Below are 11,576 nucleotides of genomic sequence, written 5' to 3'. Positions count from 1 at the left end.
GAGAGGAGCAGGCGTGGCATTGACCGACGACGTCAAGGAGGAGCTCGCGCGGGTCCGCGTGACTCGGCCCCAGACGAAGGCGGCCGAAGTCGCGACGCTGCTGCGCTTCGCGGGCGGTCTGCACGTGATCTCGAACCGCGTCGCGGTCGAGAGCGAGCTCGACTCCGCGGCTGCGGCGCGGCGGCTCGCGAAGAGCATCCTCGAGCTCTACGGCGTGCGCGCCGAGATCGCGAAGATCTCCTCGTCGACGAACCGCACGAGCGGTGCCTACCTGGTGCGCGTCATCGCCGAGGGCGAGACGCTCGCTCGGCAGACAGGGCTCATGGATGCGCGGCGTCGTCCCGTCCGCGGCCTGCCGAACAAGGTCACCACGGGTTCGCTCGAGGATCTCGCCGGCATCTGGCGCGGCGCGTTCCTCGCGCAGGGCTCGCTGTCCGACCCCGGCCGCTCGGCGGCGCTCGAGGTGGCGGCCCCCGGCAACGAGGCGGCGATGGCGCTCGTCGGCGCCGCCGGGCGGCTCGGCATCCCCGCGAAGTCGCGCGAGGTGCGCGGCGCCCACCGCGTGGTGATCCGCGAGGGCGAGCCGATCTCGCGCATGCTCACGACCATGGGCGCGCTCGAGACGGTGCAGGCGTGGGCAGAGCTGCGCCAGCGCCGCGAGGTGCGCGCGACCGCGAACCGACTGGTCAACTTCGACGACGCGAACCTGCGGCGCAGCGCCCAGGCCGCGGTCGCCGCGTGCGCCCGCATCGAGCGCGCGCTCGAGATCCTGGGGCCGGAGGTGCCCGAGCACCTGGCCTACGCCGGTCGCCTGCGCCTCGAGCACCGGGATGCGAGCCTCGACGAGCTCGGCCACGTCGCTTCGCCCACCATGACCAAGGACGCCGTGGCCGGCCGCATCCGCCGCCTGCTGGCGATGGCCGACCGCGCCGCGCAGGACCAGGGGATCCCCGGCACCGAGGCCGCGGTGCCGGAGGACATCGACGCGTGAGCGCCGCTGCCGCACAGCCCTTCGCCCTGCCCACGGCAAGGTGCCGTGGCTAGGATCAGCATGACGAATCGGCGCGCCCGGCGCGCACGAGAGAGGAGAGCCTCCTATGGCCGTCTACACCCTTCCTGACCTGCCGTACGACTACGCGGCGCTCGAGCCCCACATCTCAGCGAAGATCATGGAGCTCCACCACGACAAGCACCACAAGACCTACGTCGACGGTGCCAACACCGCCCTCGAGAAGCTCGAGGCCGCGCGTGACGCCGACGACTTCGGCGCCGTCAACAAGCTCGAGAAGGACCTCGCGTTCCACCTCGGCGGGCACACGAACCACACCATCTTCTGGAACAACCTGTCCGGCGACGGCGGTGGCGAGCCCGAGGGCGAGCTGCAGGCGGCGATCACCGAGTTCTTCGGCGGCTTCGGCAAGTTCCAGAGCCACTTCAGCCAGAACGCCACCGCGATCCAGGGTTCCGGCTGGTCGGTGCTCGCCTGGGACTCGGTCGGTTCGCGGCTGAACATCTTCCAGCTCTTCGACCAGCAGGGCAACGTGCCCGTGGGCACGCAGCCGATCCTCATGCTCGACATGTGGGAGCACGCGTTCTACCTGGACTACCTCAACGTCAAGGCCGACTACGTCAAGGCGTTCTGGAACATCGTGAACTGGCAGGATGCGCAGGCCCGCTTCGACGCGGCGAAGTCGCAGACCGCCGGCCTCATCGTCCGCTGATCCACCCCAACGTCACCATGTGACCGGGGCTCCGGGCACTGCGCCCGGGGCCCCATCCCACCCCGACAGTCAGGAACACCCCTATGACTCTGAAGGTAGCCGTCAACGGCTTCGGTCGAATCGGCCGCAACTTCGTCCGCGCAGCGCTTGCCCAGGGCGCTGACATCGACGTCGTCGCGGTCAACGACCTCACGGACAACAAGACCCTCGCCCACCTGCTGAAGTACGACTCGGTCTCCGGTCCGATCGACGCGCCGGTGAGCTTCGACGAGGGCACCATCACGGTCGGCGACGACACGATCCGCGCGCTCGAGGAGAAGGACCCGGCCAACCTGCCGTGGGCAGACCTCGACGTCGACGTCGTGATCGAGTCCACCGGCCGCTTCACCAAGGTCGAGGACGCATCCGCCCACCTCACCGCAGGCGCCAAGAAGGTCATCCTCTCTGCGCCCGCGAAGGGCCCGGCCCCCACGTTCGTGATGGGCGTGAACCACGAGTCCTACGACCCCGAGAACGACCACGTCATCTCGAACGCGTCGTGCACCACGAACTGCCTCGCGCCGCTGGCGCAGGTGTTCCACGAGCACTTCGGGATCCAGAGCGGCCTCATGACGACCGTGCACGCCTACACGGCCGACCAGAACCTGCAGGACGGCCCGCACAGCGACCTGCGCCGCTCGCGCGCCGCCGCCCTCTCGGTCATCCCGACCTCCACGGGCGCGGCGAAGGCGATCGGCCTCGTCATCCCCGAGCTCAACGGCCTGCTCGACGGCTTCGCGCTGCGCGTGCCGACCCCGACGGGCTCGATCACCGACCTGACGATCTCGACCCGCGACGGCCTCACGATCGAGGAGATCAACGCGGCCTACAAGGCGGCTGCCGAGTCGGGCCCGCTCAAGGGCTTCCTGCAGTACACGGAGGACGAGATCGTCTCCGCCGACATCGTCGGCAACCCGCACTCGTCGATCTTCGACGCCGGCCTGACCCGCGTGCTCGGCAACCAGGTCAAGGTCTCGTCCTGGTACGACAACGAGTGGGGCTACTCCTGCCGCCTCGTCGACCTCGCGCTGCACGTCGGCTCGAAGCTCTGACACCCATGACGATCCGCACGCTCGAGTCGCTCGGCGACCTCGCCGGGAAGACCGTCCTGATCCGCTGCGACTTCAACGTGCCGCTGCAGGACGGCCGCATCGCCGACGAGGGCCGGATCGTCGCATCGCTGCCCACCCTTCGCGCCCTGCTCGAGCAGGGCGCGAAGGTGGTCGCGATCTCGCACCTCGGCCGCCCGAAGGGCGCGCCCGAGGCGCAGTACTCCCTCGCTCCCGTCGCGGACCGACTGGGCGAGCTCCTCGACGCCGAGGTCGCCTTCGCGACCGACACGGTGGGGGAGGACGCCGGGCGCGTCCGCGCCGCGCTGCAGGACGGGCAGTTCGCGCTGCTCGAGAACCTGCGCTTCAACCCCGGCGAGACGAGCGAGGACGCCGATGAGCGCGCCGCGTTCGCCGCGCAGCTCGCCGACGGCGCCGATGCCTTCGTCTCCGACGGCTTCGGCGTCGTGCATCGCGAGCAGGCGAGCGTGTTCGAGATCGCCGCGGCGCTGCCGAGCGCCGCAGGGCTGCTCGTCGAGCGCGAGCTCGAGGTGCTCTCGCGGCTCACCGAGTCGCCCGAGCGCCCCTATGCCGTCGTGCTCGGCGGCTCCAAGGTCAGCGACAAGCTGGGGGTCATCGAGCACCTCCTGCCGCGCGTCGACCGGCTGCTCATCGGCGGCGGCATGCTCTTCACCTTCCTCAAGGCGCAGGGCCACGGCGTGGCCTCCAGCCTGCTCGAGGAGGATCAGCTCGACCGCGTGCGCGTCTACCTGCAGCGCGCGGAGGAGCTCGGCGTCGAGCTGCTGCTCCCGACCGACGTGGTCGTCGCATCCGCCTTCTCGGCCGATGCCGAGCACGAGACCGTCGCTGCGGACGCCATCGAGCAGTCGCGCTTCGGCGAGCAGGGCATCGGCCTCGACATCGGGCCCGACTCCGCCGCCGCGTTCGCCGACGCCATCCGCAGCGCCACGACCGTCTTCTGGAACGGGCCCATGGGCGTGTTCGAGATGGAGGCGTTCGCGGCGGGCACCAAGGCCATCGCGCAGGCGCTCACCGAGACCGACGGACTCGCCGTCGTCGGCGGCGGCGACTCCGCGGCCGCGGTGCGGCAGCTGGGCTTCGCCGACGACGCGTTCGGCCACATCTCGACCGGCGGCGGTGCGAGCCTCGAGTTCCTCGAGGGCGCCCGCCTCCCAGGACTGGAGGCACTCGGATGGTGACCGCGCAGCGCGCAGACCGCATCCCGCTCATCGCGGGCAACTGGAAGCTCAACCAGGATCACCTGCAGGCCATCGCGCTCGTGCAGAAGACCGCGTGGGCGCTGCAGGACGGCAAGCACGACCACGCCGCCGTCGAGGTCGCGGTGTTCCCACCGTTCACCGACCTCCGCAGCGTGCAGACGCTCATCTCGGCAGAGAAGTTCGAGCTGCGGTTCGGCGCGCAGGACGTCTCGCAGCACGAGTCGGGCGCCCACACGGGCGAGGTGTCCGCCGCGATGCTCGCGAAGCTCGAGTGCGGGTACGCGATCGTCGGCCACTCCGAGCGCCGCCAGGACCACCACGAGACGGATGCGCTGGTGGGCAAGAAGGCGGCGGCAGCGCTCGCGCACGGCGTCACCCCGGTGATCTGCGTCGGCGAGACGGCCGAGGACCTCGAGCAGCACGGCGCATCCGCGGTGCCGGTGCAGCAGCTGCGCGACGTGCTCGCCGAGCTGCCGGCTGCCGGCGAGATCGTCGTGGCGTACGAGCCGGTCTGGGCCATCGGCTCCGGCCAGGCGGCGACCGCGGAGCAGGCACAGCAGGTGTGCCAGGCGCTGCGCCAAGCCATCGCAGAGGTGCGCGGCGACGAGGCGGCCGCCTCGACCCGCATCCTCTACGGCGGCAGCGTCAAGTCCGGCAACATCGCCGGCTTCATGCGCGAGCCCGACGTCGACGGCGCGCTCGTCGGCGGAGCGAGCCTCGACGCCGCGGAGTTCGCCGCGATCGCGCGGTTCCGCCAGCACGTCGGCACCTGATCCGAGCGGCCGATTCCCGGTCGGCTCGTCGCCCAGCGCGCAACGCGCGGGATCCCGACGGGCCGCCCGGGAATCGCTGCGATAGGATGCTCGTTGGACTTTGCCGTGGGCTGCCGAGAGCGCGCTCACGGAGTCGGCTTCGGCCGAGGAATCGAGAAGAGGGCTAGTGGAGATTCTCCAGATCATCATGCAGGTGATCCTCGGTATCACTTCGGTGCTGCTGACGCTGTTCATCCTGCTGCACAAGGGTCGCGGAGGCGGTCTCTCCGACATGTTCGGCGGCGGCGTCGGCTCGTCGATCGGATCGTCGGGTGTCGCGGAGCGCAACCTGAACGCGATCACCGTCGTCGTGAGCCTCGCGTGGGTCGCGTCGATCGTCGTGCTCGGCCTCATCACCAAGTTCGCGGGCATCTGATGGCCTCCGGAGGAAGCGCGATCCGCGGCTCCCGCGTCGGCGCGGGCCCCATGGGCGAGCAGGACAGGGGCTTCCACGCCGAGCGCGTGGCGATCTCGTACTGGGATGCGATGGGCAACGAGACCGTCCGCTACTTCGCGGCCGACCTGCCCGACGACGAGGTGCCAGACGTGATCGACTCGCCGTCGACCGGCCTGCCCGCCGGCCGCGACAAGGAGAACCCGCCGCAGGTCGCGAAGAACGAGCCCTACAAGACGCACCTCGCCTATGTGAAGGAGCGGCGCACGCCCGAAGAGGCGGTGCAGCTGCTCGACGAGGCGCTGCAGAAGCTGCGCTCAGCAGAGGGCCGCGGCTAGCGGCTCAGCCGCCCCGACTCAGCGGCCGTCCTCCTCCAGGAGGGCGGCCGCTTCGTCGTCCAGCAGCAGGAGAGTCTCGACACGCCCGGCCGCTGCGCTCGCGGGAGCCTCGGCCGGGCCGGCGCCGCTGCGCACGAGCGCCACGGCCTCCGCCTTGTCAGCACCGGCGACCACGAGCCACACCCGATCGGATGCGTTGACCGCGTCCACGGTGAAGCTCAGCCGCGTGGGCGGCGGCTTGGGGGAGTCGGTGACCCCGATGACCGCGATGCCCGACTCGTGGACCCCCGGCAGCCCGGGGAAGAGCGACGCGATGTGCGCATCCGGCCCCATGCCCAGCAGCGTCAGATCGACCCGACCGAGCGCGCGCAGCAGGCCAGTGCCCGCGGCCGCCGCGTCGTCGAGCGGCGTGCCGTCGTCCGCCGGCAGCTCGCGCACGTTCGCTGCGGGGATCGGCACACGGTCCAGCAGCGCCTCCCTGGCCTGCACCGCGTTGCGGTCGGGGGAGTCGGCCGCGACGTAGCGCTCGTCGCTCCACGTGATCACGACCCGCTGCCAGTCGATGTCGCGGTCAGCGAGCGCCTCGAGCAGCGCAGTGCCGACCGAGCCGCCCGTGACGGCGACGGTGGCGCTGCCCTGGGCCTTCACGAGCTCCTGCAGCAGTGCCGTCAGGCGGTCGGCGGTCTGCGCGACGAGCGCAGCGCGGTCGGCGTGGACGATGACGCTCATCGGTGCTCCCGCACGATCTCCTGCAGCACCTGCCGGTACATGTCGTCGGCGTCCAGCTTGCGCAGCTCCTCGGCCAGCTGGTCCTCGAGTCCCCGGGTCGAGAGCGCCACGTGGTGCTCGGGCTGGCCCGGCTGCCGCAGCATCCCGACCGAGTCGCGCAGGCGCGTGAGCGACGAGGCGCCGCTGTCGCGCTCCAGCGCGACCGAGTGCAGGCCGCTCGAGCCGGTCGGGGTGTCGCCCGCCTCGGTCGTCTCGATCGGCACGCCGAGCCGCAGCCGCAGCCACGCGGCCATCAGCTGCACGCTCGGGTTCGCCAGGTCGCCGGCGACGACGCCGGAGTGCACCGGCTCGAAGGGCGGCTGGTCGAGCAGCGCGGCCATGTGGGCGCGCCAGTTCGTCAGCCGCGTCCACGCGAGGTCGGTGTCGCCGGCGGCGTAGCAGGCGGCCAGTGCATCGATCGCTGCGCGGGGGTCGCGCTGCTTGCCGGAGTCGGTGATGCGCCGCTGGGAGATCTGGCCGAGCTGCGACGCCGAGGGGGTGTCGGGCATGAAGCTCGGCCACCACGCCACGACGGGTGCATCGGGCAGCAGCAGCCCCTGCACGATGCCGAGCAGGTGCGAGCCGAGCTCGCCGTAGCACTGCAGCAGCACGACCTCGCTCGCGCCCGCGTCTGCGCCCACGCGGATCTCGGCGTCCAGCCGCGGCTCCTCGCCGGCATTGACGTGATCCGGGTTGCGGGAGACGACGATGACGCGCATGGGGTGCTCGCGCGACGCCTGGTTGGCGGCGCGGATCGCCTCCTCCTCGCCGCCGATCTGCGTGTGGATGACGAGGGTGAGGACCCGGCCGAGCGCGACGACGCCGCCCTCCTCGCGGATCTCGAGCATCCGCCGCTGCACCTCTGCGGTGTTCGTGCGTGAGAGTCGGATGATCACGGTCGCCTCCAGTGCCTGCCGTCGCGGTCGAGCAGCTCGTGCGCGCCGCGCGGGCCCCACGAGCCCGGCTCGTACTGCTCCACCGGGCCGCCCTCGGCCTCCCAGTGCGCCTCGATCGGGTCGAGGATCTTCCAGGAGAGCTCGACCTCCTCGTGCCGCGGGAACAGCGGCGGGTCGCCGAGGAGCACGTCGAGGATGAGCCGCTCGTATGCCTCGGGGCTCTCCTCGGTGAACGCGTGGCCGTAGCCGAAGTCCATGGTCACGTCGCGCACGTGCATCCCGGGCCCCGGGACCTTCGAGCCGAAGCGCATCGAGACGCCCTCATCGGGCTGCACGCGGATCACGAGCGCGTTCTCGCCCATGGTGCGCAGGTCGGAGTCGCCGAAGAGGTACTGCGAGGCGCGCTTGAAGACGATCGCGATCTCGGTCACGCGGCGCCCGAGGCGCTTGCCGGCACGCAGGTAGAAGGGCACGCCCGACCAGCGGCGCGTGTCGACCTCGAGCTTGATGGCGGCATAGGTCTCGGTGCCGGAGTCCGGGCGCATGCCGTCCTCCTGCAGGAAGCCCTTGACCTGCGCGCCGCCGTGCCAGCCGCCGGCGTACTGCCCGCGGGCGGCGGCGTGCTCGAGGGGGAGCGGCACGCGCGCGGCGCGCAGCACCTTCTCCTTCTCGACGCGCAGGTCCGCGGCGTCGAAGGAGACCGGCTCCTCCATCGCCGTGAGCGCGAACAGCTGCAGCAGGTGGTTCTGGATCACGTCGCGCGCGGCGCCGATGCCGTCGTAGTACCCGGCACGCCCTCCGACGCCGATGTCCTCGGCCATCGTGATCTGCACGTGGTCGATGTGGTTGGCGTTCCAGATCGGCTCCCACAGGGCGTTCGCGAAGCGCAGCGCGAGGATGTTCTGCACCGTCTCCTTGCCCAGGTAGTGGTCGATGCGGAAGACGCTGTCGGCGGGGAACACCGATTCGACGACGGCGTTGAGCTCGCGCGCGGAGGCGAGGTCGTGCCCGAACGGCTTCTCGATCACCACGCGCCGCCAGCGATCCCCGTCGCCCTCGGCCAGGCCCGAGCGCTTCAGCTGCTGGGTGACGAGCGGGAAGGCGTTCGGCGGGATCGAGAGGTAGAACGCGTGGTTGCCCATCGTGCCGCGCGAGGTGTCGAGCTCTGCGAGCACCTCGGCGAGCCGGTCGAAGGCCGCGTCGTCGTCGAAGTCACCCTGCACGAAGCGGATCCCCTCGGCGAGCTGGCGCCACACCGACTCGCGGAACGAGGTGCGGGCGTGCTGCTGCACGGCCTCGCGCACGACGTCGGCGAACTCCTCGTGGCTCCACTCGCGACGGCCGAAGCCGACGAGGCCGAAGCCCGGCGGCAGCAGGCCGCGGTTGGCGAGGTCGTAGACGGCAGGCAGCAGCTTCTTGCGCGCGAGGTCACCCGTGACGCCGAAGAACGTGAGCGCGTTCGGACCGGGGATGCGCGTGAGGCGCTGGTCGGAGGAGTCGCGAAGCGGGTTCTGCCCGGCCGCGACGGCGGCCGCCGGGGAGGGGGCGTGCGCGTCCTGCGCCGCCGAGCCCTCCCCGGCCGTGGCCTCGGTCATCGGGCGGCGGCGGCGAGCAGCCGCTCGAGACCGTCGTCGAGCTCGTCGAGCGTGAGCGTCAGCACCGGCCGACCGTGCTCGGCGAGCACGCTCGCGTCGCCGGCGGCCTGCGCCTGGATCAGCTGCCCGAAGGTGAAGGGCCTGCCCGGGATCTCGAGGTCCTCGTGCGGGGTGCCGAGCAGCTGCAGGAAGACGCCGTTCGGCGTGCCGCCCTTGTGGTACTGCCCGGTCGAGTGCAGGAACCGCGGACCCCAGCCGAAGGTGACCGGGCGGCCGGTGCGCGCCGCGAAGGCCCTGCGCAGCCGCTCGAAGCGCGGCTGGCCGATGCGGTCGAGGTAGGCGTGGATCGCGAGGTAGCCGCCGTCGCCGAGCTGCGCGAGCAGTGCGTCGATGGATGCGTCGACAGAGTCGAGCGCGACGGCCGCGGTGCCGCGCACCTCGATGCCCGCATCGACGGCGACCGGTGCCGCGGGCGGCTGCAGGTCGTCGAGCAGGCCGCGCGCGGCGATCTTCGCCGACTCCACGTCGGGCTGGTCGAAGGGGTTGATGCCGAGGATGCGACCGGCGACGGCCACGGCGAACTCCCACACCAGCAGCTGCGCGCCGAGCGTGCCCGCGACCTCCACCTCGCCCTCGGCGACCTCGCGGGTCTCCTGGGCGGAGCCGACGAGCCGCACGACCTGCAGGTCGGCGAGGCCGGCGGCGAGCTCAGGCGCATCGCGCTCGAGCACGATCGGCAGCACGCCGACGCCCTCCTTGCCGGTGGACTCTGCGATGAGCTGCTCGGCCCACTCGCCGAGGCCCACGATGTGCGTGCCATCGGTGACGATGCCGGTCTTGTCGCGCAGCGGCCGAGTTGCCGCGATGGCCGCGGCGAGCTGCAGACCGGGGTTGTCCTCCGAGTCCTCGCTGATCTCCGGCAGCGCCGCGATCGCCTCGTCGATGAGCTCGCGCACGTCGACGCCGGCGAGGCCGCACGGCACGATGCCGAACGCGGTCAGCGCGGAGTAGCGGCCGCCGACGTTGGGGTCGGCGTTGAAGACGCGGTAGCCGGCGCGACGGGCGTCGCCGTCGAGCGGCGAGCCGGGATCGGTGACCACGATGATGCGCTCGGTCGGGTCGATGCCCGCCTCGCGGTAGGCCGCCTCGAAGGCGCGGCGCTGGCTGTCGGTCTCGAGCGTCGAGCCCGACTTCGACGAGACGACCAGCGCCGTGCGGGAGAGGCCGTCGCGCAGGGCGCGGCGCACCTGCCCGGGCTCCGTCGAGTCGAGCACCGTCAGGTCGACGCCCTCGGTGCGCGTGATGACCTCTGGCGCGAGCGACGAGCCACCCATGCCGGCGAGCGCGATGCGGTCGACGCCGCGCTCGCGCAGCTGCTTGCGCAGCGCCTCGACGTCGTCGACGATGCCGCGCGTGCCTGCGGCGGCCTCGACCCATCCGAGCCGGACCGATGCCTCGGCCTCTGCTGCCTGGCCCCACAGGGTGGCGTCGCCGGAGACCAGTCGGCCAGCGACGCCGTCGGCGACGAGCTGCGGCACGACTCGCTCGATCGCCTCTGCAGCCGCGCCAGAGGCGTGGATCGAGAAGGTCATGCTCCCGCCTCCGCGTGCTCCATGTGCTCCTGCACCGTCTGCACCAGCTCTGCCCACGAGGCGTCGAACTTCTCGAGCCCCTCGGTCTCGAGCTGCTCGACGACCTCGGTGTACGAGACGCCGATCGCGTCGAGCGCGTCGAGCACGTCCTCGGCAGCCTCGAAGCCGCCGGAGATCGCGTCGCCGCGGACCTGCCCGTGGTCGGCGAGCGCCTCGAGCGTCTTCTCGGGCATGGTGTTCACCGTCTGCGGTGCCACGAGCTCGGTGACGTAGAGGGTGTCGGGCAGCGCCGGATCCTTGACGCCGGTCGACGCCCACAGCGGCCGCTGCGCGGTGGCGCCGGCGGCCAGCAGCGTCTCGGCGCGCTCGGTGGCGAAGGCCTCCTGCCACACGCGGTAGGCGAGGTGCGCGTTCGCGATGCCGGCCTTGCCCTTGAGCGCCGCGGCCTCGTCGGTGCCGATGGCCTCGAGGCGCTTGTCGATCTCGCTGTCGACGCGCGAGACGAAGAACGAGGCGACCGAGTGGATCTTCGACAGGTCGTGGCCCGCCTGCTGCGCCCGCTCGAGGCCCGTGAGATAGGCGTTGATGACGTCGCGGTAGCGGTCGAGCGAGAAGATCAGCGTGACGTTGACGCTGATCCCCGCACCGATCGTCGCGGCGATGCCCTCGAGCCCCTCCTGCGTGGCGGGGATCTTGATGAGCACGTTCTCGCGGCCGACCCGCTCGTGCAGCATCGCCGCGAGCTCGACGGTGCGGGCGGTGTCGCGCGCGGCACCGGGCTCGACCTCGATGGAGACGCGGCCGTCCACGCCGCCCGACTGGCGGTAGACGTCGGCGAAGATGTCGCACGCATCCGCCACATCGGTCGTCGTGAGCGAGGTGATGACCTCGTCGACGTCGGCACCGCCCGCGGCGAGCTCGCGCACGGATGCCTCGTAGGTCTCGCCCGCGGCGATCGCGTTCGCGAAGATCGTCGGGTTGGTCGTCACGCCGACGACGTTGCGCTCGGCGATGAGCTCCGCGAGGTTGCCGCTCGTGATGCGCTGGCGCGAGAGGTCGTCGAGCCAGATGCTGACGCCGGCGTCGCTGAGCGCCTGGGTGTTCTCGTTCATATCCTTGCCTCCTGGCTCG

The 11,576-nt window shown here is 71.6% G+C and carries 12 protein-coding genes; 7 read left to right on the top strand and 5 right to left on the bottom strand.

Annotation, left to right across the window (positions count from 1 at the left end; genetic code table 11):
- Positions 1-13: 13 nt before the first annotated feature.
- The 7 genes from whiA (at position 14) to BQ6202_RS05925 (ending at position 5,594) form a co-directional block, all read left to right on the top strand.
- Positions 14-991 carry a DNA-binding protein WhiA gene (gene whiA / locus BQ6202_RS05955; RefSeq protein WP_072313543.1) on the top strand — a complete coding sequence of 326 codons (978 nt, stop codon included), beginning with the start codon at positions 14-16 and terminating at the stop codon, positions 989-991.
- A gap of 106 nt (positions 992-1,097) precedes the next feature.
- Positions 1,098-1,721 (top strand): superoxide dismutase, encoded by a 624-nt coding sequence (locus BQ6202_RS05950; RefSeq protein WP_072313542.1) that lies wholly within the window; start codon positions 1,098-1,100, stop codon positions 1,719-1,721.
- An 83-nt stretch (positions 1,722-1,804) separates the two neighbouring features.
- The gene (gene gap / locus BQ6202_RS05945; RefSeq protein WP_072313541.1) at positions 1,805-2,812 is read left to right on the top strand and encodes a type I glyceraldehyde-3-phosphate dehydrogenase; all 1,008 of its coding nucleotides are present in this window, start codon (positions 1,805-1,807) and stop codon (positions 2,810-2,812) included.
- Positions 2,813-2,817: 5 nt separating this feature from the next.
- Positions 2,818-4,029: a phosphoglycerate kinase gene (locus BQ6202_RS05940; protein WP_072313540.1), complete on the top strand. Its 1,212-nt coding sequence runs from the start codon at positions 2,818-2,820 to the stop codon at positions 4,027-4,029.
- Positions 4,023-4,823, top strand: coding sequence for a triose-phosphate isomerase (gene tpiA, locus BQ6202_RS05935; RefSeq protein WP_072313539.1), 801 nt, complete (start codon positions 4,023-4,025; stop codon positions 4,821-4,823). The genes BQ6202_RS05940 and tpiA overlap by 7 nt, the downstream gene beginning before the upstream one ends.
- Positions 4,824-4,989: 166 nt before the next feature.
- Positions 4,990-5,238 carry a preprotein translocase subunit SecG gene (gene secG / locus BQ6202_RS05930; RefSeq protein WP_072313538.1) on the top strand — a complete coding sequence of 83 codons (249 nt, stop codon included), beginning with the start codon at positions 4,990-4,992 and terminating at the stop codon, positions 5,236-5,238.
- Entirely contained in the window at positions 5,238-5,594 is a 357-nt protein-coding gene (locus BQ6202_RS05925; protein WP_072313537.1) for an RNA polymerase-binding protein RbpA, read from the top strand. Before secG ends, BQ6202_RS05925 begins: the two co-directional genes overlap by 1 nt.
- A gap of 18 nt (positions 5,595-5,612) precedes the next feature.
- Here the strand turns inward: BQ6202_RS05925 and pgl are convergent, their stop codons facing one another.
- The 5 genes from pgl to tal are packed head-to-tail and all read right to left on the bottom strand — an operon-like array spanning position 5,613 to position 11,557.
- Complete coding sequence (pgl, locus tag BQ6202_RS05920; protein WP_072313536.1) at positions 5,613-6,323, bottom strand: 6-phosphogluconolactonase; 711 nt, start codon at positions 6,321-6,323, stop codon at positions 5,613-5,615.
- Positions 6,320-7,258, bottom strand: a complete 939-nt coding sequence (locus BQ6202_RS05915) for a glucose-6-phosphate dehydrogenase assembly protein OpcA (protein WP_072313951.1) — start codon at positions 7,256-7,258, stop codon at positions 6,320-6,322. The genes pgl and BQ6202_RS05915 overlap by 4 nt, the downstream gene beginning before the upstream one ends.
- Positions 7,255-8,853, bottom strand: coding sequence for a glucose-6-phosphate dehydrogenase (zwf, locus tag BQ6202_RS05910; RefSeq protein WP_072313535.1), 1,599 nt, complete (start codon positions 8,851-8,853; stop codon positions 7,255-7,257). Before zwf ends, BQ6202_RS05915 begins: the two co-directional genes overlap by 4 nt.
- Positions 8,850-10,445 (bottom strand): hypothetical protein, encoded by a 1,596-nt coding sequence (locus BQ6202_RS05905; RefSeq protein ID WP_072313534.1) that lies wholly within the window; start codon positions 10,443-10,445, stop codon positions 8,850-8,852. Before BQ6202_RS05905 ends, zwf begins: the two co-directional genes overlap by 4 nt.
- The gene (gene tal / locus BQ6202_RS05900; RefSeq protein ID WP_072313533.1) at positions 10,442-11,557 is read right to left on the bottom strand and encodes a transaldolase; all 1,116 of its coding nucleotides are present in this window, start codon (positions 11,555-11,557) and stop codon (positions 10,442-10,444) included. Before tal ends, BQ6202_RS05905 begins: the two co-directional genes overlap by 4 nt.
- Positions 11,558-11,576: the final 19 nt, after the last annotated feature.

The sequence above is a fragment of the Agrococcus sp. Marseille-P2731 genome, assembly GCF_900117395.1.
Taxonomy (GTDB): Bacteria; Actinomycetota; Actinomycetes; order Actinomycetales; family Microbacteriaceae; genus Agrococcus.
This window is presented reverse-complemented; position numbering and strand designations above follow the sequence as displayed.